Below are 22,821 nucleotides of genomic sequence, written 5' to 3'. Positions count from 1 at the left end.
GGAGCGAGTGGAACAGACCGTGTCCGCGCCGTTGTCGTCGAAGCCGCACCGCCGCCGGGAACTGCGGGACTTCCTGATGGCCCGCAGGGCCCGGATCTCGCCCGCGCAGGCCGGACTCCCGGACGGCGGCGCCCGGCGCCGCACACCGGGGCTGCGCCGCGAGGAGGTCGCCGTGCTGGCCGGGGTCGGCGCGTCCTGGTACCAGTGGCTCGAACAGGGACGCGACATCACCGTCTCCCCGCAGGTCCTCGACGCGGTCGCGCGCGTGCTGCGCCTGACCGGTCCGGAGCGGCGCCATCTGTACGTGCTCGCCGGGCTCAATCCGCCGCTGCCGGAAGCGGTGCCCGACGCCGACTTCTGCGAGGGGCTCTACCGGCTGATCGAGTCCTGGTCGCCGTTCCCCGCGCACATCATGGACGCCTACTGGAACATCCTGGCGTTCAACGAGCCGGCCCGGCAGACCTTCGCCTTCACCGCGCGCGACACCAACTGCCTGGTCAGCTTCTTCACCGACCCCGTCTACCGGGGCCGCGCCGACCGGCACGCGACGCTGGCGGCGACCATCGTCGCCCAGTACCGCGCCGCCGCCTCGGAGTACCCGGACGACGAGGGCTTCCACCGGATCGTCTCCGAACTGGCGGCGGTCAGCACGGAATTCGCCGGGCTGTGGGCGCTCGGCGACGTCCAGCCCAGCGGCCAGCTCGTCAAGGAGCTGAGCCACCCGCTCGTGGGCGACCTCCACTTCGAGAGCACCCAACTGCGCATCCCGGCCCGCCCCGACCTCACCATCGTGATGCACAATCCGCTGCCGGACACCGAAACGGCCGCCAAGCTCCAGTGGCTGGCGTCACCGGAGCAGCGGCGCGGGTCGTTCCGCTCGGTGGACGAGCGGGCGAGCTGACCGCGGGGGCCTGAGGATTTCCGGGCCCGCGGGTCCCCCGGAGGGGTCCGGATCGCCGGGTCTCGGGCACTCGGGACCTCAGGCACTCAGGCTCTCGGGACCTCAGGCTCTCGGGCTCTCGGGCTCTCGGGCTCTCGGGCTCTCGGGACCTCAGGTGCCGAAGGTGCCGATCATCGAGACCAGGTTGGCGCTGGCCGCCTGGATCGACGTGGCCAGGCTCGTGTCCGCCAGATAGAACCCGAAGGCACCGCAGACGAGAGCGTGGGTCGCCTTCATCGAGCCCTTCCGCTTCAGGAAGAAGGCCGCGACGGCGAGGACGATGACGAAGGGCAGGTGCAGAAGCATCGAATCACCTCAGACGAGGAGGACTGCACGACCCACGCTAAGGGTTGTTCGCTGTCCGCGCATCTTCGGCCACCCAGGGTGACGACACCGGGGCCCACCTCCGCGAAGGCGCGTGCGGGGCGGCGGATAAGGTCGGCGCATGAGCGATGCGACCGTGGACCCGGAAGACCGGAAACTCATCACGTTGGCCCGGTCGGTCCGTGCCCGTAACGGCGCGCCGGAAGGCGCGGCGGTACGGGACGAGATGGGCCGGACCTATGTGGCGGGCCCCGTGGCGCTGGCGTCGCTGAATCTCAGCGCGCTCCAGACGGCGGTGGCGATGGCGGTGGCGAGCGGGGCGACCTCGCTGGAGGCGGCCGTCGTGGTCACGGCGGAGACCGCCGCCGCGGACCGGGACCGCGCCGTCGTCGGGGACCTGGGCGGCCCGGCCACGCCGGTGATCCTCGCGGCCCCGGACGGCACGGTCCGAAGCACGGTCACCGCGGGCTAGGAGTCGAAGGGGCCGTTCGTGATCCGCCGGACAGGCCCTAGGGGCTGTCCGGCGCGGCGGGACGCACCCTAGAGCGCGTCGGGTCCGCGCTCCCCGGTCCTGACCCGTACGGCCGTCTCGACCGGCACCGCCCACACCTTGCCGTCACCGATCTTGCCGGTGCGGGCCGCGGCCACGAGCGTCTCGATGACGGCCTCGACGTCGGCGTCCTCGACCAGCACCTCCACCCGGGCCTTGGGGACGAGGTCGACCCGGTACTCGGCGCCGCGGTAGACCTCGGTGTGGCCGCGCTGGCGCCCGTAGCCGCTGGCCTCGGTGACGGTGAGGCCGTGCACGCCCATCTCCTGGAGTGCGGTCTTCACGTCGTCCAGTTTGAACGGCTTGATGACCGCGGTGACCAGCTTCATCCGAGGGTGCTCCTGTCCGGGACGTGAGCAGCGGCCTTGTGCGCGGGGAGCGACGTGCCGTGCGTCAGTACGCCGTGATCGTAGGCGGTCTCGGCGTGCACGGTCAGGTCGAGGCCGGTCCGTTCTTCCTCCTCGCTCGCCCGGAAGCCCATCAGCCGGTCGATCGCCCGCCCGATGCCGTACGTCACGGCGAAGGCGTACGCCCCGACCGCCGCGACCGCGACCGCCTGTCTGCCGAGCTGGCCGAGGCCGCCGCCGTACAGCAGGCCCTCGGGGCCGCCGGTCATGGTGGCGGTGGCGAGCAGGCCGATGAGCAGGGTGCCGACCACGCCGCCGACGAGGTGGACGCCGACCACGTCGAGCGAATCGTCCACGCCCCAGCGGAACTTCCAGCTCACGGCGTACGAGCAGAGCACCCCGGCGCAGAGCCCGACGACCAGCGCGCCCACCATGTCGACGCTGCCGCAGGACGGGGTGATGGCGACGAGACCGGCGACCGCGCCGGACGCGGCGCCCAGGGTGGTGGCGTGCCCGTCCCTGCGCTTCTCGACCAGCAGCCAGCCGAGCAGCCCGGCGCAGCCCGCCGCCTGGGTGTTGACGAAGGCGGCGGCGGCCAGGCCGTTGGCGCCGAGCGCGGACCCGGCGTTGAAGCCGAACCAGCCGAACCAGAGCAGGCCCGCGCCGAGCAGCACCAGCGGCAGATTGTGCGGGCGCATCGAGTCCTTGCGGAAGCCGAGCCGGGGCCCGAGCACGATCGCCAGCGCGAGCCCGGAGGAGCCCGAGCACACCTCCACGACGGTGCCGCCCGCGAAGTCCAGCGCGCCCAGTTCGCCGACGATCCACCCGCCGGTGCCGAACACCCAGTGCGCGACGGGTACGTATACGGCCAGCGTCCACACCAGGACGAACACCACCCACGCGCCGAACCGCGCGCGGTCCGCGACGGCGCCGCTGATCAGCGCGGCGGTGACGATCGCGAAGGTGAGCTGGAAGGCGGCGAAGAGCAGGGTCGGCACATGGCCGGTGACGGTCGTCGGGGTGATGCCGTGCATCCCGAGGTGGTCCAGGCCGCCGATCAGGCCGAGGCCGCCCGCGTCGGGGCCGAAGGCGAGGGTGTAACCGGCGGTCAGCCAGACCACGGTGACCAGCGCGATCGACACAAAGCTCATCATGAACATGTTGAGGACGCTCTTGCTGCGGACCATGCCGCCGTAGAAGAGCGCGAGGCCGGGGGTCATCAGCAGGACCAGCGCGGTGGCGGCCAGCAGCCAGGCGGTGTCGCCCGCGTCGACCGCGGGTTGACCGGCGGACAGGAGCAGCACGGGGGAGTCCCTTCCATGGACGGCTGGGGAAGAGCGTCACGGGCGCGTATTTCCGGTTGTGGGCATACGTGTTTCCGCCGTGTTTCGTGTTGCGCGAGGGTTTCCGGCGGATCACCGTGCCGTCACCCGCGGGCCGCCGGAGAAGGGCCCCGGCGGGTGCCGTACGGGCGGGGGCGGGCTCAGGCACCCCCGTCTTCGGGGAGAATGGGCGCATGAGCGCTCGTACCCAGCCCGCAGACACCCCGCACCGGTCCGGTTTCGCCTGTTTCGTCGGCCGCCCCAACGCCGGGAAGTCCACCCTCACGAACGCTCTGGTCGGCCAGAAGGTGGCGATCACCTCCAACCGGCCGCAGACCACCCGGCACACCGTGCGCGGCATCGTGCACCGGCCGGACGCCCAGCTCGTGCTGGTCGACACCCCGGGGCTGCACAAGCCGCGCACGCTGCTCGGCGAGCGGCTCAACGACGTGGTGCGCACCACCTGGTCGGAGGTCGACGTGATCGGCTTCTGCCTGCCCGCCGACCAGAAGCTCGGCCCCGGCGACACCTTCATCGCGCGCGAGCTGGCCGGGATCAAGAAGACGCCGAAGGTCGCCATCGTCACCAAGACCGACCTGGTCGACGGACAGACGCTGCGCGAGCAGCTGCTCGCCGTGGACAAGCTCGGCCGCGACATCGGCATCGAGTGGGCCGAGATCGTGCCGGTCTCCGCGACCGGCGGCGACCAGGTCGAGCTGCTGGCCGACCTGCTGGTGCCGCTGCTGCCGGAGGGCCCGCTGCTCTACCCCGAGGGCGACCTCACCGACGAGCCCGAGCAGGTCATGGTCGCCGAGCTGATCCGCGAGGCCGCGCTCGAAGGCGTACGCGACGAACTGCCGCACTCCATCGCGGTCGTCGTCGAGGAGATGCTGCCGCGCGAGGGCCGCCCCGAGAACCGGCCGCTGCTCGACATCCACGCCAACCTCTACATCGAGCGGCCCAGCCAGAAGGGCATCATCATCGGCCCCAAGGGCGCCCGCCTGAAGGAGGTCGGCATGAAGTCCCGCACCCAGATCGAGGCCCTGCTGGGCACCCCGGTCTTCCTCGACCTCCATGTGAAGGTCGCCAAGGACTGGCAGCGCGACCCGAAGCAGCTCCGCAAGCTCGGCTTCTGACCCGCGGCCGGCTCGCGGTTCGCCGACCGTAGGCCGCCCGCGGCGGGTCAGGTGCGGTCGGCGTCCGCCAGGCGGGTCCTGGCGCTGGGGGCGGGCAGGGGGCTCGCGCCCTTGATCGTGCGGTGCAGGGGCGAGGTCTCGGTACGCCGGATGCCGGGCAGCTCGGCGACGGGCCCGGTCAGATAGCGGTAGAGCGCGCTGGCGTCCTGGCAGTTCACGGAGGCGTAGACGTTGGCCGTGCCGGTGGTCGCCGCCGCGAAGGCGATCTCGTGGTGGGCGGCGAGCGCCGCCCCCACCTCGGCCAGACGGGCGGGCTCGACCTCCAGCCACAGCCCCGTCCTCAGCGCGGGCTGGAGCGCGCGCCGGTCGAAGTCCAGGTCGTAGTAGAGGACCCCGGCCGCCCGCAGCTCCGACATGCGCCGCCGTACCGTCGTCTGCGACCAGCCGGTGACCTCGGCCAGTTCGGCGGCGGGCGTCCGGCCGTCCACCGCGAGCGCGTCGAGCAGCGGCTGGTCGTCGGAGGCCAGCGGATACGGCGCCGTGCTCTCCGGGGCCGGGGCCTGCGCGTCAGCCACGACCAGCGCCCGCGCCTCGTCCGCGCTCAGCCAGCCCGCCTTGGTCACCGGGCTCAGATCCTGCCCGAAGAAGACGTGCAGCATCGCCTGCGCGGTCACCTGCACCACGCGCGGTGTGCGCGGCAGCTTCTGGAGCAGCAGCGAGTCGTCCCCCTGGGGGAGCGCGGCCTGCACCAGGCAGAAGATCTCGGTGCCGCCCGAGATGAGGCTGACCCAGCGGGTGTCGGTACGCCGGGCCAGCGCCTCGCTGACCGAGGCCGCCGCGTCCGGGGTGCACCGCACCCGTACGAACCACGGCGTCACACCGATCCGGTGCGGGTCGGTCAGGCCCACCACCCGCAGCAGTCCGCTGGAGCGGAGGCGGCCGTAGCGGCGGGCCACGGTCTGGTCGGAGACGCCGAGCACCTCGCCGATCCGGCGGAACGGCGCCCGGCCGTCGATCTGGAGGGCGTGCACGACCCGGTGGTCCAGCTCGTCGAGTCCCTCCAGCATGTCCCATGTCGTGTCGGATTCCATCGGGCAAGGCTAGGGGATGTCGGATTCCGCCGCCACAGCGTCGCTGACTGTGGCGCGGACCGGGCGTCACGGATCGTGGGAACCGCTACACCCCACGATCCGCACGATCCGCCGGACTCGCGGACCCCATGAGGTCCGTCAGGCCCGCGAGGTCCGCTCCCGAACGGAGTTCCACCCATGCGCAAATGGCTGCCCCTCGTGGCGATCTGCCTGGGCGCCTTCATCCTGCTGGTCGACGTCACCATCGTGAACGTCGCCCTGCCGAGCATGGCGTCCGACCTCGACGCGTCCTTCACCTCCTTGCAGTGGGTGATGGACATCTACGCGCTCGCCCTCGCCGCCCTGCTGATGGTGGCGGGCTCGCTCGCCGACCTCTTCGGACACCGGCGGATCTACGCGGCCGGGCTCGTCGTCTTCGCCCTCGCCTCGCTGGCGGCGGCCCTGTCGCCGAACACCGCCGCGCTGATCACCGCGCGGGCCGTGCAGGGCGTGGGCGGCGCCGCGATGTTCGCCACCTCGGCCGCGCTGGTGTCCGCGACCTACCACGGCCGTGACCGCGGCACCGCCTTCGGCGTCTGGGGCGCGGTCAACGGCGCCGCCGCCGCTGCCGGGCCCATCCTCGGCGGCCTGCTCACCCAGGGCTTCGGCTGGCAGGCGATCTTCCTGGTCAACCTGCCGATCGCGGTCGTCGCCGTCGCGCTCACGCTGAAGGTGCTGCCCGCCGGGCGGCGCGGCGCCGGACGCCTGGACCTGCCGGGCGCCGCCGCCTTCACCCTCGCGGCGGCCTCGCTCACGTACGCGCTGATCCGCGGCGGCGAGCACGGCTGGACCGAGTCGCTGACCCTGACCGCCTTCGCGGTCGCCGCCCTGGCCGTCGTCGGCTTCGTCGTCGCCGAGGCCAGGTCCGCGCACCCCATGCTCGACCTGGCGCTGCTGCGCCGCGCCAGCTTCTCCGGCCTGCTCGGCGGCGCCCTGCTCTACCAGGCGGCGGCCTTCAGCGGCCTGGTCTACCTCTCGCTGTGGCTCCAGAACGTCCTCGGCCTCAGCCCGATCCGCGGCGGTCTGGCCCTGATGCCGCTGGCCGGGGCGTCCTTCCTGGCAGCCGCCGTGGCGGGCCGGCACATGCACCGCGTCGCGCCCCGGCTGCCGATCGCCGGCGGTCTCGTCCTGATCGCGGCGGGCTGCGCGGTGCTGTGGCTGTCCGTGCACGCCTCGTCCGGGCAGTCCGCCCTCTTCGCGGGCCTGGCGGTCGTCGGGGTGGGCGCGGGGCTGGCCACCCCCGTCCTGGTCTCGGCCGCCGTGGAGGCCGTGCCCCCGCAGCGCGCGGGCATGGCGGGCGCCGCCGTCAACACCTTCCGCCAGCTCGGAATGACGCTCGGCATCGCGGTATTCGGCGCCGTCTTCACCTCGCGGCTGCGCGACACGACCGCGGGCGGCGGCTCGCTGCGGGCCGGATACGCCTCGGGCCTGGACCGCATTTCCCTTTACGCGGCGGTCGCCGCGCTGGCCGGAGCCGTGCTCGTCCTGGCCACGCTCCGCCCCGCCGCTGCCGCCTCTGCTCCCGCTCCGGCCGCCGACGGTGACGCCTCGGCCGAGGCTGAGGGAAAGCCCCAGGTCAGCGCGGTGGAGGAGGTCGCCACCGGCCTGAAATGACGGCCGACGACCGCTTCACCCGATTCACCCGCTTTTGAGTGACCGGCGCCACATATGACGGAGACACAAAGTGCCCCCTCTTTCACGCACCGCGACAGAGGGGGCACCCCTTTGTGATCCCCTCGATAGGACGCAGGTCACATACGAAGCCGCTTAGTACACCGCGCCTCCCGTATTGACGGGAAAACGCCTCCTCCCGACCCCGTCTACGAATGCAATCCGTAGACGGGGTCTTTGACCTCTGAATTGCCCGCCTCTAACAATTCACTGGTCCGCTACGGAGGAAGAGGTAATTCCCGAATGCAGCTCCCCACGATCCCGAAGAAGCTCCCTACGTTCACCGCGTTCAACCGGATGCCGAAGAAGCACAAGATCACGGCCGCCGGCGCTGTCGCCGCTGCCGCGGTCGTGCTGACCGTGACCGGTCTGGAAGCGACCGCAGGTGCCGGTTCGGCGACCGCGGCGAGCAACCCGGCCGGGTTCTCGGTCTCCACCGGTACGCAGGTCAAGGACCTGAACGCGCAGACCGGCCTCGCGTCGCAGAAGTCCATCAGGGACGCCGCGCAGAAGAAGACCGACCAGGCCAACGCGGCGAAGAAGGCCGAGGCCGCCAAGCAGGCCGACGCCGCGAAGAAGAAGGCGGACGCCGAGGCCGCCAAGAAGAAGGCCGCGGCCGACGCCGCCGACCGCGCGAAGCAGAAGTCCGCCGCGAACCGCTCGACCAAGCGCGCCCCCGTCGCCGCGCCGAAGAAGGCCGCCGCCGCCACGCCCGTGAAGGCCGCCGCCAAGTCCTACTCGAACAACCTCGACGGCTGGATCAAGCAGTCGCTGGACATCCTGCACTCCAAGGGAATTCCCGCCAGCTACAACGGGATTCACAAGAACATCATCCGCGAGTCCAGCGGTAACCCGAAGGCCATCAACAACTGGGACATCAATGCCCGGAACGGCATTCCCTCCAAGGGCCTGCTCCAGGTGATCGACCCGACCTTCAAGACCTACCACGTGTCCGGTACTTCGTGGGACATCTACGACCCGGTCGCCAACATCACCGCCGCCTGCAACTACGCGGCCGACCGCTACGGCTCGATGGACAACGTGAATTCCGCGTACTGATCGCGCACTTCACCACCCACCGCACCCCGGAAGGGCGGCGAGGCCCCACGGCCCCGCCGCCCTTCCGGCGTCAGCGGCGCCCGCCGGTCCGGTCGGCCAGGTGTCCCGGCGCCCCGACGCCCGCGGGAAGCAGCGGGTCGGTCACCGGGATTCCAGGTCTTCGGACGGGGGCGGCCTACGCGCCCTCGCCCAGGACCGCCTCGATCAGTTCGCGTTGGGCGGGGGTCAGGTGGGGGTCGGCGCAGTGGGCGGTGCGGCCGTCGGCGGTGATGGCGTAGGTGAAGCCGTCGGGGACCGGGGGGCCCGAGGGCGGGGGAGCGGCCAGGACGGCCTCGGCCAGGGAGGTGAGGCGGGCCGCGTCGGGGCGGCCCGCCGTGTCGATGGCGGCGTGGCGGGGGATGCCCGCGAAGCCGCCGGAGCGGACCACCTCGATACGCATGGGCTGTGTCACGCCTCCTGCGGCTGGCCGGGCTGCTGGCGGGGGACCTCGGCCGCGGGGGCGGCGGCCGGAGCGACGCCCACCCGGGACCAGGACGAGAGCACCGCCTGGTGCTGCTCGCCTTCACCGTAGCGGGCCTTGGCCGCCGCGGCGGTGGCCGCGGCGAAGTCCGCGAACTGGGCGTGCGGCGACAGCGAGCCGCCGGTGAGGGTGTCGTACCAGATCTGCCCGGCCTGCTCCCAGGCGTTGCCGCCCAGCTCGGCCGCCAGGAGGTAGAAGGCGTGGTTGGGGATGCCCGAGTTGATGTGCACGCCGCCGTTGTCGCGCGAGGTGGTGACGTAGCCGTCCATCGTGCCGGGTTGCGGGTCCTTGCCGAGCCGCGGGTCGTCGTAGGCGGTGCCGGGCTCCTTCATCGAGCGCAGCGCGTGGCCGTCGACGCCCGGTGCGAGCAGCCCGGCGCCGATCAGCCAGTCGGCCTGCTCCGCGCTCTGCCCGAGCGTGAACTGCTTGATGAGGCTGCCGAAGACATCGGAGACGGACTCGTTGAGCGCGCCGGACTGCCCGAAATAGTCCAGGTTGGCGCTGTACTGGGTGACGCCGTGCGTCAACTCGTGGCCGATCACGTCCAGCGGAAGGGTGAAGTCCAGGAAGATCTCGCCGTCGCCGTCCCCGAAGACCATCTGCTGGCCGTTCCAGAAGGCGTTGTTGTAGCCCTGGAGGTAGTGGACGCTGGCCACCAGCGGCAGGCCCGCGTCGTCGATCGAGTGACGCCCGTACGCCTTCAGATACGTCTCGAAGGTCGCGCCGAGCGCGTCGTACGCCCGGTTGACGCTCGCGTCCTTGGACGGCTTGGCTCCCTCGGCGCGCACCTTGCGCCCCGGCAGCGTGTCCTGGTGCTTGGCGTCGTGAACGGTCCGTCGCGGCTGGTCGGAGGCGGCGGCCCCGGTGACGGCGGTGGCGCCGATCACCGTGGTCAGGCGGCGCCTGGTGCGTTGCAGCGCGTCCTGCTCCAGGGTGCGGCGGGCGGGTCCCGAGACCCCGGAGTCCTCGGAACGGGACAGCTTATCGAGCACGTGCGGCGGCACGATCGTGCAGAAGACGGCGTTGGGCGCATGCGTGGCAGTCATGGCGGAAATGTGGCACGCGTCACAGTCGCTGTCACGGGTTGCGACGATGATTGACGAAAAGGAGCGAAGGATCATGGTTTGAGTGGACAGAACCGTGCATCTTGCATGCTGAGAGGATCTTCGTACCGGCTACGTGATTCCGGCCGCCTCGGTTATGGTCGTCCCATCATGCGTTTCGGGCTGCTTCTCCTTAGCTGCCGCGGCGAGGGCCTGTAGTCGTAGGCCGACCCCCTCCCCGCGGAGTTCAGGCGTGCCATCGCCGTCGGCCGACACTCAGCCGGACCCCCGAGGAGCCAGAGCCCCATGACAACCCCCAACCGCGTCGGCCGTCCCACGCCCATCACCACGGCCACCGCGCGCCAGCGCCCCAGCGTGATGCCGGTCCACAAGTACGGCCACTACGAGGCCGTGGACATCGACGACCGCACCTGGCCGAACGCCCGCATCACCCAGGCGCCCCGCTGGCTCTCCACGGACCTGCGCGACGGCAACCAGGCGCTGATCGACCCCATGTCGCCCACCCGCAAGCGCGAGATGTTCGACCTGCTGGTCCGCATGGGCTACAAGGAGATCGAGATCGGCTTCCCGTCCTCGGGCCAGACCGACTTCGACTTCGTACGCTCCCTGATCGAGGGCGACGCGATCCCCGAGGACGTGACGGTCTCCGTCCTGACCCAGGCGCGCGAGGAACTGATCGAGCGCACCGTCGAGGCCCTGCGCGGCGTACCCCGCGCCACCGTCCACCTGTACAACGCGACCGCGCCGGTCTTCCGCCGCGTCGTCTTCCGCGGCAGCCGTGACCAGGTCAAGGCGATCGCGGTGGACGGCACCCGGCTGGTGATGGAGTACGCCGAGAAGATCCTGGGCGACGACACCGTCTTCGGCTACCAGTACAGCCCGGAGATCTTCACCGACACCGAGCTGGACTTCGCCCTGGAGGTCTGCGAGGGCGTGATGGACGTCTGGCAGCCCGAGCCGGGCCGCGAGATCATCCTCAACCTGCCCGCCACCGTGGAGCGTTCCACCCCCTCCACACACGCCGACCGCTTCGAGTGGATGTCGCGGAACCTGTCCCGCCGCGAGTACGTGTGCCTGTCCGCGCACCCGCACAACGACCGCGGTACGGCCGTGGCCGCCGCCGAACTGGCGCTCATGGCCGGCGCGGACCGGGTCGAGGGCTGCCTGTTCGGGCAGGGCGAGCGCACCGGCAACGTCGACCTGGTGACGCTGGGCATGAACCTGTTCAGCCAGGGCGTCGACCCGCAGATCGACTTCTCGCAGATCGACGAGATCCGTCGCACCGCCGAGTACTGCAACCAGATGGAGGTCCACCCGCGCCACCCCTACGCGGGCGACCTGGTCTACACCTCCTTCTCCGGCTCCCACCAGGACGCCATCAAGAAGGGCTTCGAGGCGATGGAGGCCACCGCCGCCGCCGAGGGCAAGACCGTCGACGACATCGAGTGGGCGGTGCCGTACCTGCCGATCGACCCCAAGGACGTCGGCCGCTCCTACGAGGCCGTCATCCGCGTCAACTCGCAGTCCGGCAAGGGCGGCGTCGCGTACGTGCTGAAGAACGGCCACAAGCTGGACCTGCCGCGGCGCATGCAGATCGAGTTCTCCCGGATCATCCAGGCCAAGACCGACAGCGAGGGCGGCGAGGTCACCCCCGCGCAGATCTGGTCGGTCTTCCAGGACGAGTACCTGCCCACCAGCGACAACCCGTGGGGCCGGGTCGCCCTGCGCTCCGCCCAGACGTCCACCTCCAGCGACGGCACCGACGCCCTCACCGTCGAGGCCGTGGTCGACGGCGTCGAGACCACCCTGAGCGGTACGGGCAACGGCCCGATCTCGGCCTTCGTCGACGCGCTGGCCGGGGTGGGCATCGACGCCCGCGTCCTGGACTACTCCGAGCACACCATGAGCGAGGGCGCCTCCGCGCGGGCCGCCTCGTACATCGAGTGCGCGATCGACGGAAAGGTGCTGTGGGGGATCGGCGTCGACCCCAACACCACCCGCGCGTCGTTGCAGGCGCTGGTCTCGGCCGTCAACCGGGCCGCGCGCTGACGGGATTGACCCGGTTCACCCGGTCCGTCCGAGGGGCGAAAACCCCCGGGCGGACCGGTTCGAGCACCCTCGCAAGGCAATTGCCCCTTACGCGGTACTGACTGCGACCGCCGACTGTGGCTAACATCACGGCAGTGCGGCAGCGTTGCCGAACGGCCGGAGGGTGCAGCGTGATGAAGCTGAGGCTGTGTTTCTGGGGTGTGCGAACGGCGTGGCACACCGAGGACGACGGTGAGTTCTTCTGCCCTGATTGCGGCGGCGACCGTGCCTACCACCGCAGAACCGGCACCCGCAGACTGACCGTGCTCAATGTGCCGGTCCTGCGCCGGGGCCCCGCGGGCACCGTCATCGAGTGCACCGCCTGCCACCGGCAGTACGCCTCTGACGTCCTGCTGCGGCCCACCACCACCCGCTTCTCCGCGATGCTGCGGGACGCCGTGCACACCATCGCGCTCGCCGTCCTCACCGCGGGCGGCGCCACCGGCCGCCCGGCCCGCGAGGCCGCCGTCGGCGCCGTGCGCTCCGCCGGGTTCTCCGACTGCACCGAGGACCAGTTGCTCGGGCTGCTCGCCGCCATCGTCGCCGACGAGGGCCGGTACGGCGCCTCCGGCTCGGGGGGTGCCCCACTCGGGCCCGACTCCTTCGCCGACGAGGTCGACGGGTGCGGGAGCTGGCTGTCCATCGAGCTCCACGAGGCGCTCGAGCCCCTGGCCGACCACCTCGACCCGCTCGGGCGCGAGCGGGTTCTCCTCCAGGGCGCGCACATCGCCCTCGCCGACGGGCCCTACCTTCCTGCGGAACGCGAAGTCCTCGAAGCCGTCGGCCGCTGTCTCTCCCTGCCCCTCACCGACATCGACCGCCTCCTCGCCGGAGCCGCCGCGGCCCTCTGACCTGCGGTCCGCCCGCGGTCGCCCTGGCGCGCAGGGCCTGTTCTCAAGGTGCCCCCCAGCGCCCCTGACGGGGCACAGGCCCTGCGTGAAGGGGGGCGTACTCCTGGGGGAGTAGCCCCCGGATCGGTCCTGGGCGGGACGAGGAAGCCGAGCCCGGCGGAGGAAGCTGACGGTAGGAGAAGACCTCGGCTTTCGGAGGAGCCCATGAACGTCACCACACGTCCGTGGGCGGTACCGCGGCTCAGGGCCGTACCGCTGGCCCGTCTGCGCCCCGCCGCGACCCCGTGACCTGGCTCGGCGCACCCCGCGTCCGGGAGGATGGGTCCGTGGCGCTCACCATGGACCTTCTGCGCGCCCCGCGCATCCCGGCGGCGCCGGGACCGCGGGTCGCCCCCGCCGACGTGGCGTTCGCCGCGCTCGTGTTCGCCGTGGAGGCGTTCCTGGCGTGCTGTCTGCCGGAGGAGCCGGCCAGCGGGCGGCCGGACCTGGCGGGCTGGGCGCTGCTGGTGGGCAGCGCGCTGGTGCTGGTGTGGCGGCGGCGTTCGCCGCTGGTGTGCATGCTCGGGATGCTGGCGTTCGTGGCGCCGTACCACTACCTGGAGAACATCCAGGTGGCGCCGATCCCGTCGAGCATGGTGGCGCTGTACGCGCTGGCGGTCGCGGGGCCGCCCCTGCGTACGTTCCTGCTGCTGCCGACGGTGATCGCGCTGATGGCGGCCATCATGTCGACGATCAGCGCGCCGCACGCGGGCACCGACATGCTCAAGAGCGCCGGCTGGATCGTGGCGGTCGCGGTGGCGGGCGAGGTGGTGCGGATGCACCGCAACTACGTGGCCGCGATCGTCGGGCGGGCCGAGCGCGCCGAGCGCACCCGCGAGGAGGAGGCGGCCCGCCGGGTCGCGGAGGAGCGGCTGCGGATCGCCCGCGACCTGCACGACCTGCTCGCGCACAGCATCACCCTGATCGGCGTGCAGACGTCGGTGGCCGCGCACATCCTGGTCGCCGACCCCGACCGGCTCGACCGTACGGCGGTGGCCGCCGCGCTCGACACGATCGCCGACACCTGCCGGGAGGCCCGCGCCGAGCTGCGGACGACGCTGCGGGTGCTGCGCGCGGACGGCGACGGCCCGCTGCCCGACCTCGCGGGGATACCGGCGCTCGCCAAGGCCGCCGAGGCGGCGGGGGCCCGGGTGGACCTGGGCGACGCCGTGGGCGTCGCGCCGGTGCCGCCCGCGGTGGGCGCCGCGGCCTTCCGGATCGTCCAGGAGTCGCTCACCAACGCGGTACGGCACGCGGGGGTGCCGAGCCCGCTGATCACCGTACGGGTGGACCGCCGGGAGACGGCCCTGCACCTGCTGATCGAGGACGACGGCTCCTGCGGCGGCCCCGCGCCCGCGAACCGCGCCGAGGGGCGCACCGAGGGCTTCGGCATCGCCGGGATGCGCGAGCGCGCCCGCAGCGTCGGCGGCACCCTCACCGCGGGGCCGCGCCAGGACCGTACGGGCTTCGCGGTCAGCGCCGTGCTGCCGCTCACCGTCGATCACCAGGGAGACCACAGATGACCTCGCCGCCGCCGATCCGCGTGCTGCTCGCCGACGACCAGACGCTGGTGCGGGCCGCGTTCGCGATGCTGGTGGAGTCCGCCCGCGACATGGAGGTGGTCGGGCAGGCGGCGAACGGCCTGGAGGCGGTCGAGCAGGCCCGCAGCGCCCGCGCCGACGTCATCGTGATGGACATCCGCATGCCGGAGCTCGACGGCATCGAGGCCACCCGGCGGATCGCCGCCGACGACGACCTGGCGGGTGTGCGCATCCTCGTACTGACCACCTACGACGACGACCAGCACGTGGTGTCGGCGCTGCGCGCGGGCGCGTCCGGCTTCCTGGTCAAGGACACCAGGCCCGCGGAGCTGCTGGACGCGATCCGTACCGTGGCGGCCGGGGACTCGCTGCTGTCGCCCGGCCCCACCGCCCGGCTGATCGCCCGGGTGCTGCGGCTGCCGGACCGGCCGCTGGTCAGCGCCCCGGCCCCGGCCGGGCTCGGCGGGCTGTCCGAGCGCGAGCGCGAAGTCCTCACGCTGGTCGCGCGCGGCCTGAACAACGCGGAGACCGGTGAGGCGCTGGGCCTGAGCCCGCTCACCGCCAAGACGCACGTGAGCCGGATCATGGGCAAGCTCGGCGCCCGCGACCGCGCCCAACTCGTCATCACCGCCTACGAGTCCGGCCTGGTCGCGCCCGGCGCCGACCGCTGAGCCGGGGCCCGGCGGCGGCCGGTCGGCCGTCCGTCGCCGTACCGCTCCCGCCGTACGCGAGAATGGGCCCATGAGTCTGTTCCGCGACGACGGCATCGTGCTGCGCACCCAGAAGCTGGGTGAGGCGGACCGGATCATCACGCTGCTCACCCGGCGGCACGGACGGGTACGGGCGGTGGCCCGCGGTGTGCGCAGGACGAAGTCGAAGTTCGGCGCGCGCCTGGAGCCGTTCAGCCACGTCGACGTGCAGTTCTTCGTCCGCGGCGGGGAACTGGTCGGCCGCGGTCTGCCGCTGTGCACACAGGGCGAGACGATCGCGCCGTACGGCGGCTCGATCGTCACCGACTACGACCGCTACACCGCGGGCACCGCGATGCTGGAGACCGCGGAGCGCTTCACCGACCACGAGGGCGAGCCCGCCGTGCAGCAGTATCTGCTGCTGGTCGGCGCGCTGCGGACGCTCGCGGCGGGCGACCACGAGCCCCGGCTGGTGCTCGACGCCTTCCTGCTGCGGTCGCTGGCCGTCAACGGATACGCGCCCAGCTTCGACGACTGCGCCAAATGCGGTATGACCGGTCCCAACCGGTTCTTTTCGGTCGGGGCGGGAGGAGTCGTCTGCGGCGACTGCCGGGTGCCGGGAAGCGTCGTACCCTCACGGGAGTCACTGGAACTGCTCGGCGCGCTGCTGGGCGGCGACTGGGAGACCGCGGACGCCTGCGAGCCGCGCCACTGCCGTGAGGGCAGCGGGTTGGTGGCGGCCTACCTCCAGTGGCACCTGGAGCGCGGACTGCGCTCCCTGCGGTTCGTCGAGAAGACCTGAGCCGAGAAGGCATGAGGAGAAGTACCACCATGGCACGTCACGGGATTCTGGCCCGTTCCCGAAGCTCGTACCGGACACCCGACCCGCACCCGTCGGGGGCGCGTCCGCCGAAGCTCCAGAGCGAGCTGGTGCCCAAGCACGTGGCCGTCGTCATGGACGGCAACGGCCGCTGGGCCAAGGAGCGCGGCCTGCCGCGCACCGAGGGCCACCGGGTCGGCGAGGGCGTCGTCCTGGACGTGCTGAAGGGCTGCCTGGAGATCGGCGTCAAGAACCTCTCGCTGTACGCCTTCTCGACCGAGAACTGGAAGCGCTCGCCCGAGGAGGTGCGCTTCCTGATGAACTTCAACCGGGACGTGATCCGGCGGCGCCGCGACGAGATGGACGAACTCGGCATCCGCATCCGGTGGGTCGGGCGCATGCCCAAGATGTGGAAGTCCGTCGTGCAGGAGCTCCAGGTCGCCCAGGAGCAGACCGTCGACAATGACGCGATGACGCTGTATTTCTGCGTCAACTACGGGGGGCGCGCCGAGATCGCCGATGCGGCGCAGGCCATCGCCCGTGATGTCGCCGACGGGCGGCTCGACCCGTCCAAGGTCAACGAGAAGACCTTCGCCAAGTATCTCTACTACGCCGACATGCCCGACGTGGATCTCTTCCTGCGTCCCAGTGGTGAGCAGCGCACCTCCAACTATCTGCTCTGGCAGAGCAGTTACGCCGAGATGGTCTTCCAGGACGTGCTGTGGCCCGATTTCGACCGGCGCGATCTGTGGCGGGCCTGCGTCGAATACGCCTCGCGCGACCGTCGCTTCGGCGGGGCCATCCCCAACGAGGCCCAGCTCGCCGGCGACCAACGCGCCTAGCCCTTCCCGGGCGGGGTGACCCGATCCTTCCCGGGGCCGCCCCCGGACGGTTCCTCCGCCCTGGACGGCGGTCCGGCCTTCCCGGCCGCGCGGTGCCCTTGCGCAGGGCCTGCTTTTAGGGGCGCGGGGAACTGCGCGACCAGCCACGGCGGTGGCGCGCCGTTGAAAACCGGCCCCAGCGGGGCAGTTGCTGTGTGTTTTCGGGCTGAAAGCCCGGTGGTGGCTGAGCGCGCAGTTCCCCGCGCCCCTGAAGACACGTTGCCGGCGCCCCGGTGGAAGAGCCGTCCGGGGGTCGCGCCCGGGAAAGACCGGCCTACCGCCCCGGTGGAAGAGCTGTCCGGGCGGGGGCGGGGAAGGGCGGGGGAGGCCCTTGGGGGTGGGCTAGGGCTGGGGGTGCTCGACGCAGTCGGAGCAGGTGCCGAAGATCTCCATGGTGTGGGCGACATCGGCGAAGCCGTGCTCGGCGGCGACGGCGTCGGCCCACTTCTCGACGGCGGGCCCCTCGACCTCGACGGCCTTGCCGCAGACGCGGCAGACGAGGTGGTGGTGGTGGCCGCCGCCGGAGCAGCGGCGGTAGACGGACTCGCCCTCACCGGTCCGGAGGACATCGATCTCGCCCGCGTCGGCCAGCGACTGAAGGGTCCGGTAGACCGTGGTGAGCCCGACGGAGTCGCCGCGGTGCTTCAGGATGTCGTGCAGATCCTGCGCGCTGCGGAATTCGTCGACCTCCGAGAGAGCGGCCGACACGGCGGCCCGTTGCCGGGTGGAGCGGCCACGTACGGGATGGGTGGTCACCGGTGCCTCCTTCTGGGTCGCTTCGTGCACCTGTCCGGACGGCCCATTGTGCCAGGCCGTTCCGTTCAGGCGGGTACCTCGTCGGCGGCGCCGCGGGCGGCGGGCACCTCCACCTCCAGGGTGCACCGTTCCCGCTCCGCCGCGGCCCGCCTGGCGCGTTTCCTGGCCAGCGGAGTGGCGAGCGCGGTGAGCACGATGAAGAGCCCGATGGTGATCAGGACGATCGTCGCACCGGACGGCACGTCCACGTAGTACGAGGTGACGGTGCCGGACAGTGTCACGGTGACGCCGATGGTCACCGCACTGACGAAGGTGACCAGGAAGCTGCGGGTGACCTGCTGCGCCGCCGCGACGGGGATCACCATCAGCGCGCTGACCAGCAGCAGCCCGACCACGCGCATCGCGACCGTGACGGTGAGCGCGGCCGTGACCGCGACCAGCAGATTCAGCAGCCGCACCGGCAGCCCGGTGACCCGCGCGAACTCCTCGTCCTGCGACACCGCGAAGAGCTGCCGCCGCAGGCCCACGGTCACCAGCATGACGAAGCCCGCCAGCAGGCACATCGTGGTGATGTCGGACGGCGAGACGGTGGTGATCGAACCGAACAGGTACGTCTCCAGGTTGGCGTTGGAGCCGTTCGGCGCGAGGCTGGTCAGCATCACACCGCCCGCCATGCCGCCGTAGAAGAGCATGGCCAGCGCGATGTCGCCGCGCGTCTTGCCGTACCAGCGGATCAGCTCCATCGCGACGGCGCCCGCCACCGAGACGGCGGTGGCCATCCAGACCGGGTTGGACTGGAGGAGGAAGCCGAGGCCGACGCCGGTCAGCGCGACATGGCCGATACCGTCGCCCATCAGGGCCTGCCGTCGCTGCACGAGGTAGATCCCGATGGCCGGCGCGGTGAGGCCGACCAGCGCGGCGGCGATCAGGGCCCGTTGCATGAAGGCGTAGTCGAGGAATTCCATCAGCTCAGCAGTCCCGTCCTGACCGGCGCGGCCGAGGCGTCCGCGTGCGGGTGTACGTGGTCGTGGCCCGGCAGGGCGTGCTGTCCCAGTGCTCGCGGCGGCGCGCCCTCGTACGTCACGCAGCCGTCGCGCAGCACGACCGCGCGGTCGATCAGCGGTTCCAGCGGCCCCAGTTCGTGCAGGACCAGCAGGACGGTGGTGCCCGCCGCGACCTGGGCGCGCAGGGTCGCCGCGAGGATGCGCTGGCTGTCGAGGTCCACGCCCGCCATCGGCTCGTCCATGATGAGCAGATCCGGCTCCCCGGCCAGCGCGCGGGCGATCAGCACCCGCTGGTGCTGGCCGCCGGAGAGCGCGTCCACGGAGTCGCCCGCGCGGTCGGTGAGGTCGACGACGGCGATGGCCCGGTCCACGGCCGCCCGGTCGGCGCGGCGCATCGGCCGCAGCCGGGTACGGGCCAGCCGCCCGGCCGAGACCACCTCGCGTACGGTCGCGGGCACGCCGCCGGCCGCCGTGGTGCGCTGCGGCACGTACCCGATCCGCGCCCACTGCCGGAAGCGGCGCAGCGGCGTACCGAACAGCTCCAGCGAGCCGCCGGTCAGCGGCACCTGGCCGATGACCGCGCGCACCGCCGTGGATTTGCCCGAGCCGTTGGCGCCGAGGAGCGCCACGACCTCGCCGCGCCCGACGGTCAGGTCGATGCCGCGCAGTACGGGGCGAGCGCCGAGGGTGGCGGTGGCGCCGCTGAGCGCGATGACCGGGTCCATGACCGCGCCGGTGTCCCCGGCCGCTTCGACGGCTTGCTGGTCCATGGCGGTGACCTCCGTCACTTCGCGCCGAGCGCCGCGCGCAGGGCCGTCAGATTGCTCCGCTGCACCTGGAAGTAGTCGGTGCCCTTGGACTTGTCGGTGATGCCCTCGATCGGGTCGAGGACGTCGGTGCGCAGCCTCAGGTCGCCCGCGAGGGTCTTCGCGGTGGCGTCGCTGACCAGCGTCTCGAAGAAGACGGTCGACACGTGCTTGCTCTTCACCAGGTCGTGCAGCGCCTTGACCCGCGCCGCGCTGGGCTCGCTCTCCGGGTCGATGCCGTTGATGGCCTCCTCGACCAGCCCGTACCGCTCGGCGAGGTAGCCGAAGGCGGCGTGCGTGGTGACGAAGGTGTCGGAGGCGCGGTTCTTCAGGCCGTCGCGGAATGCGGTGTCCAGGGCGGTGAGCCGGGCGACCAGCGCGTCGGTGTTCTTGCCGTACGCCGCCGCGTTCGCCGGGTCGGCCTGCTCCAGCGCCTTGCCGACGCCCTTGGCGACCTCGGCGTACTTCACCGGGTCCAGCCAGATGTGCGGGTCGGCGCCCGCGCCTTCCTCGCTGCCGCCGCCGGTGCCGTTGTCGCCGGTCGTGTGGTGCGTGCCGTCCACCTCGGTGCCGTGGGACTCCAGGGTGGTCAGCGACGCGGCGTCGACCTTGTGCTTGACGCCGGAGAGCTTCACGGCGTCGTCCACGGCGGGCTGGAGGCCCTTGAGGTAGACGATCACATCGGACTGGCCGAGCCTGCCGGTCTCCTTCGGCGTCAGCTCCAGGTCGTGCGGCTCCACGCCCGGCTTGGTGAGGTCGGTCACCGCGACATGGTCGGCGCCGATCTGCGCCGCCAGGTACTCCAGCGGGTAGAAAGCGGCCGTGACCTTGAGTTTTCCGCCGCTCTTGGAATCACCCGAGGTGTTCTCGGAGGCGTCGGCGCCGGAGCAGGCCGACAGTGCCAGCAGGCCGAGCACGGCCGCGGCGGCGACGGAGACGGCGGATATCGGGCGGCGATGGATGTTCATGACTGTCATTTTCATCTGATGTGGAAACGATTGTCAATATCCGTAGGGCGGGGTCCGCGATCCGCTCCCGGCCGGGTTCCTGGAGCCGGGTTCCGGAACGGATTTGATAAGGGGACCGCACCCGCCGGTAATCTGAGGCAACTGACCGCTTCGTCGTACTGAAGAGAGCACCGTGGCCGCCGACAAGATCGACACCATCGTCAGCCTGAGCAAGCGCCGTGGCTTCGTTTTCCCGAGCAGTGAGATCTACGGCGGCTCCAAGGCCGCCTGGGACTACGGGCCGCTGGGCGTCGAGCTGAAGGAGAACATCAAGCGCCAGTGGTGGCGCGCCATGGTGACCTCCCGTGAGGACGTGGTGGGAATCGACTCGTCGGTGATCCTCGCCCCCGAGGTCTGGGTGGCCTCCGGCCACGTCGCCACGTTCTCCGACCCGCTCACCGAGTGCACCTCCTGTCACAAGCGCTACCGCGCGGACCACCTGGAGGAGGCGTACGAGGCCAAGCACGGCAAGCCCCCGGCCAACGGCCTCGCCGACATCAACTGCCCGCACTGCGGCACCAAGGGCGCCTTCACCGAGCCCAAGCAGTTCTCCGGCATGCTCCAGACCCACCTCGGCCCGACCCAGGACGCGGGCTCGGTGGCGTACCTGCGGCCCGAGACCGCGCAGGGCATCTTCACCAACTTCGCCCAGGTGCAGACCACTTCGCGCAAGAAGCCGCCGTTCGGCATCGCCCAGATGGGCAAGTCGTTCCGCAACGAGATCACGCCGGGCAACTTCATCTTCCGCACCCGCGAGTTCGAGCAGATGGAGATGGAGTTCTTCGTCAAGCCCGGCGAGGACGAGAAGTGGCACGAGTACTGGATGCAGGAGCGCTGGAACTGGTACACGGGCCTGGGCATCCGGGAGGAGAACATCCGCTGGTTCGACCACCCCAAGGAGAAGCTCTCCCACTACTCCAAGCGCACCGCCGACATCGAGTACCGCTTCAACTTCGGCGGCCAGGAGTTCAGTGAGCTGGAGGGCGTCGCCAACCGCACCGACTACGACCTCTCCTCGCACTCCAAGGCGTCCGGCCAGGACCTCTCCTACTTCGACCAGGAGGCGGGCGAGCGCTGGTTCCCGTACGTCATCGAGCCCGCGGCGGGTGTCAACCGCGCGATGCTGGCCTTCATGCTCGACGCGTACAACGAGGACGAGGCGCCCAACGCCAAGGGCGTCATGGAGAAGCGCACCGTGATGCGGCTCGACCCGCGCCTCGCGCCGGTCAAGGTCGCCGTCCTGCCGCTCTCCCGCAACCCCGAGCTTTCCCCGAAGGCCAAGGGCCTGGCCACCGCCCTGCGCGCCAACTGGAACATCGAGTTCGACGACGCGGGCGCCATCGGCCGCCGCTACCGCCGCCAGGACGAGATCGGCACGCCGTTCTGCGTGACCGTCGACTTCGACACGCTCGAGGACAACGCGGTGACGGTCCGCGAGCGCGACACGATGAAGCAGGAGCGCGTGTCGCTCGACCAGGTGGAGACCTACCTGGGCAGCCGACTGCTGGGCTGCTGACGCCGGTTGCACACGGGCGGGGCCGCGCGAGCCGGACGGACCGGATCGCGCGGCCCCGCCCTCGTCGTCCCGTGCGTCAGTCCGCGCGCAGTCCGCGCAGCACCAGCTCGCACACCGCCGTGAACTCGGCGTCGACGCCCGGCAGGGTCCACTCGGCCGCGTGCGCCGGGTCGTGGAAGCGGCAGGTGGCGTCCCAGACGGCGCGGGCGGTGGCCGCCCGGTCGCAGGGGGCGAACTCGCCGCGCCTGACGCCGTCCGCGACGATCCCGGCGAGCTGGTCGATCGTCTCCTGCACGTGGCGGCTGACGGCGCCGCTGTTGTCGCGCGCCAACACCTGGAAGGTGGCGAAGAGTTCCGGGTCGAGCCCGGCCTTGCGCCGCTTGGCCGCGAAGAGTTCGGCGAGCCAGCGCGGCAGCCGCTCGGGCGCCGGCCCGTCCTCCGCGGCGATGTCCGCGAGCGCCGCGTGCGCCTCGGCCAGCCACTTCTGGGTGACCGCCTCGCGCAGCTCCGCCTTGCTGCGGAAGTGCCGGTAGACGCTGCCGTGGCTGACCCCGAGCGCCCGCGCCACATCGACCACCGTGGCCTTCGCGGGGCCGTAGCGGCGCAGCACGTCCTCGGTGGCTTCGAGGACGCGGTCACGGGTCAGGGGCTCCGGCGGCATGGGAGAGGCGGCCTTTCGGCGGGTCGGGACACGGCTTCTGCGACGGCGACGGCCGCCGAGATCGCCGGGGCCGTCGCCGTCCAGTGTGCGGCAGGGCGC

General features: G+C 71.6%; 23 protein-coding genes. 12 read left to right on the top strand and 11 right to left on the bottom strand.

Going from position 1 to position 22,821, the window contains the following annotated elements:
- The first annotated feature begins 76 nt into the window (after nt 1-76).
- Nucleotides 77-901: a helix-turn-helix transcriptional regulator gene (locus ACIP4Z_RS02400; RefSeq protein WP_401305031.1), complete on the top strand. Its 825-nt coding sequence runs from the start codon at nt 77-79 to the stop codon at nt 899-901.
- A 150-nt stretch (nt 902-1,051) separates the two neighbouring features.
- Here ACIP4Z_RS02400 and ACIP4Z_RS02395 read toward each other — a convergent pair whose 3' ends face one another.
- A complete protein-coding gene (locus ACIP4Z_RS02395) occupies nt 1,052-1,246 on the bottom strand; it encodes a hypothetical protein (RefSeq protein WP_355344517.1) in 195 nt (64 codons plus the stop codon).
- A gap of 139 nt (nt 1,247-1,385) precedes the next feature.
- Between ACIP4Z_RS02395 and ACIP4Z_RS02390 the strand changes: the two genes are divergently transcribed.
- A complete protein-coding gene (locus tag ACIP4Z_RS02390; protein WP_355344520.1) occupies nt 1,386-1,736 on the top strand; it encodes a cytidine deaminase in 351 nt (116 codons plus the stop codon).
- 68 nt (nt 1,737-1,804) lie between these two features.
- Here ACIP4Z_RS02390 and ACIP4Z_RS02385 read toward each other — a convergent pair whose 3' ends face one another.
- Together ACIP4Z_RS02385 and ACIP4Z_RS02380 are read right to left on the bottom strand one after the other, a co-directional pair.
- On the bottom strand, nt 1,805-2,143 hold the full coding sequence (locus ACIP4Z_RS02385) for a P-II family nitrogen regulator (protein ID WP_355344523.1): 339 nt from the start codon (nt 2,141-2,143) through the stop codon (nt 1,805-1,807).
- Nucleotides 2,140-3,465, bottom strand: a complete 1,326-nt coding sequence (locus tag ACIP4Z_RS02380) for an ammonium transporter (protein ID WP_391047480.1) — start codon at nt 3,463-3,465, stop codon at nt 2,140-2,142. The genes ACIP4Z_RS02385 and ACIP4Z_RS02380 overlap by 4 nt, the downstream gene beginning before the upstream one ends.
- A 212-nt stretch (nt 3,466-3,677) precedes the next feature.
- On the opposite strand from ACIP4Z_RS02380, the gene era reads away from it, so the two are divergent.
- Nucleotides 3,678-4,619, top strand: a complete 942-nt coding sequence (era, locus tag ACIP4Z_RS02375) for a GTPase Era (protein ID WP_355344525.1) — start codon at nt 3,678-3,680, stop codon at nt 4,617-4,619.
- A gap of 47 nt (nt 4,620-4,666) precedes the next feature.
- On the opposite strand, the gene ACIP4Z_RS02370 is transcribed toward era, so the two are convergent.
- A complete protein-coding gene (locus ACIP4Z_RS02370; protein ID WP_391047478.1) occupies nt 4,667-5,710 on the bottom strand; it encodes an AsnC family transcriptional regulator in 1,044 nt (347 codons plus the stop codon).
- Between the two features lie 177 nt (nt 5,711-5,887).
- Between ACIP4Z_RS02370 and ACIP4Z_RS02365 the strand changes: the two genes are divergently transcribed.
- Nucleotides 5,888-7,363, top strand: a complete 1,476-nt coding sequence (locus ACIP4Z_RS02365; protein WP_391160267.1) for a DHA2 family efflux MFS transporter permease subunit — start codon at nt 5,888-5,890, stop codon at nt 7,361-7,363.
- Nucleotides 7,364-7,663: 300 nt separating this feature from the next.
- Nucleotides 7,664-8,479: a transglycosylase SLT domain-containing protein gene (locus tag ACIP4Z_RS02360; RefSeq protein ID WP_355344534.1), complete on the top strand. Its 816-nt coding sequence runs from the start codon at nt 7,664-7,666 to the stop codon at nt 8,477-8,479.
- Between the two features lie 175 nt (nt 8,480-8,654).
- On the opposite strand, the gene ACIP4Z_RS02355 is transcribed toward ACIP4Z_RS02360, so the two are convergent.
- Both ACIP4Z_RS02355 and ACIP4Z_RS02350 read right to left on the bottom strand, forming a co-directional pair.
- Entirely contained in the window at nt 8,655-8,918 is a 264-nt protein-coding gene (locus ACIP4Z_RS02355) for a protealysin inhibitor emfourin (protein WP_401305029.1), read from the bottom strand.
- Between the two features lie 8 nt (nt 8,919-8,926).
- Nucleotides 8,927-10,045, bottom strand: coding sequence for a M4 family metallopeptidase (locus ACIP4Z_RS02350; protein WP_391047474.1), 1,119 nt, complete (start codon nt 10,043-10,045; stop codon nt 8,927-8,929).
- A gap of 303 nt (nt 10,046-10,348) precedes the next feature.
- Between ACIP4Z_RS02350 and leuA the strand changes: the two genes are divergently transcribed.
- The 6 genes from leuA (at nt 10,349) to ACIP4Z_RS02320 (ending at nt 16,933) form a co-directional block, all read left to right on the top strand.
- Nucleotides 10,349-12,112, top strand: coding sequence for a 2-isopropylmalate synthase (gene leuA / locus ACIP4Z_RS02345; RefSeq protein ID WP_401304412.1), 1,764 nt, complete (start codon nt 10,349-10,351; stop codon nt 12,110-12,112).
- Between the two features lie 173 nt (nt 12,113-12,285).
- Nucleotides 12,286-13,002, top strand: coding sequence for a TerB family tellurite resistance protein (locus ACIP4Z_RS02340; protein WP_401304409.1), 717 nt, complete (start codon nt 12,286-12,288; stop codon nt 13,000-13,002).
- A gap of 338 nt (nt 13,003-13,340) precedes the next feature.
- Entirely contained in the window at nt 13,341-14,564 is a 1,224-nt protein-coding gene (locus ACIP4Z_RS02335; RefSeq protein WP_391047656.1) for a histidine kinase, read from the top strand.
- The gene (locus tag ACIP4Z_RS02330; RefSeq protein WP_355344548.1) at nt 14,561-15,253 is read left to right on the top strand and encodes a response regulator transcription factor; all 693 of its coding nucleotides are present in this window, start codon (nt 14,561-14,563) and stop codon (nt 15,251-15,253) included. Before ACIP4Z_RS02335 ends, ACIP4Z_RS02330 begins: the two co-directional genes overlap by 4 nt.
- Nucleotides 15,254-15,323: 70 nt before the next feature.
- The gene (recO, locus tag ACIP4Z_RS02325) at nt 15,324-16,073 is read left to right on the top strand and encodes a DNA repair protein RecO (RefSeq protein WP_355344550.1); all 750 of its coding nucleotides are present in this window, start codon (nt 15,324-15,326) and stop codon (nt 16,071-16,073) included.
- A 29-nt stretch (nt 16,074-16,102) separates the two neighbouring features.
- On the top strand, nt 16,103-16,933 hold the full coding sequence (locus tag ACIP4Z_RS02320; RefSeq protein WP_188280782.1) for an isoprenyl transferase: 831 nt from the start codon (nt 16,103-16,105) through the stop codon (nt 16,931-16,933).
- Nucleotides 16,934-17,314: 381 nt separating this feature from the next.
- Here the strand turns inward: ACIP4Z_RS02320 and ACIP4Z_RS02315 are convergent, their stop codons facing one another.
- The 4 genes from ACIP4Z_RS02315 to ACIP4Z_RS02300 all read right to left on the bottom strand — a co-directional run bounded on the left by ACIP4Z_RS02315 (nt 17,315) and on the right by ACIP4Z_RS02300 (nt 20,506).
- A complete protein-coding gene (locus ACIP4Z_RS02315) occupies nt 17,315-17,728 on the bottom strand; it encodes a Fur family transcriptional regulator (protein WP_355344554.1) in 414 nt (137 codons plus the stop codon).
- Nucleotides 17,729-17,793: 65 nt separating this feature from the next.
- Nucleotides 17,794-18,693: a metal ABC transporter permease gene (locus ACIP4Z_RS02310; RefSeq protein WP_401304402.1), complete on the bottom strand. Its 900-nt coding sequence runs from the start codon at nt 18,691-18,693 to the stop codon at nt 17,794-17,796.
- Nucleotides 18,693-19,502 carry a metal ABC transporter ATP-binding protein gene (locus tag ACIP4Z_RS02305; RefSeq protein ID WP_401304399.1) on the bottom strand — a complete coding sequence of 270 codons (810 nt, stop codon included), beginning with the start codon at nt 19,500-19,502 and terminating at the stop codon, nt 18,693-18,695. The genes ACIP4Z_RS02310 and ACIP4Z_RS02305 overlap by 1 nt, the downstream gene beginning before the upstream one ends.
- A 14-nt stretch (nt 19,503-19,516) precedes the next feature.
- The gene (locus tag ACIP4Z_RS02300) at nt 19,517-20,506 is read right to left on the bottom strand and encodes a metal ABC transporter substrate-binding protein (protein WP_401304396.1); all 990 of its coding nucleotides are present in this window, start codon (nt 20,504-20,506) and stop codon (nt 19,517-19,519) included.
- Between the two features lie 172 nt (nt 20,507-20,678).
- On the opposite strand from ACIP4Z_RS02300, the gene ACIP4Z_RS02295 reads away from it, so the two are divergent.
- Complete coding sequence (locus ACIP4Z_RS02295; RefSeq protein ID WP_355344566.1) at nt 20,679-22,061, top strand: glycine--tRNA ligase; 1,383 nt, start codon at nt 20,679-20,681, stop codon at nt 22,059-22,061.
- Nucleotides 22,062-22,137: 76 nt separating this feature from the next.
- Here ACIP4Z_RS02295 and ACIP4Z_RS02290 read toward each other — a convergent pair whose 3' ends face one another.
- Nucleotides 22,138-22,722 (bottom strand): TetR family transcriptional regulator, encoded by a 585-nt coding sequence (locus tag ACIP4Z_RS02290; protein ID WP_401304393.1) that lies wholly within the window; start codon nt 22,720-22,722, stop codon nt 22,138-22,140.
- Nucleotides 22,723-22,821 lie beyond the last annotated feature (99 nt).

It is taken from the genome of Streptomyces sp. NPDC088910, assembly GCF_044749865.1.
Taxonomy (GTDB): Bacteria; Actinomycetota; Actinomycetes; order Streptomycetales; family Streptomycetaceae; genus Actinacidiphila.
This window is presented reverse-complemented; position numbering and strand designations above follow the sequence as displayed.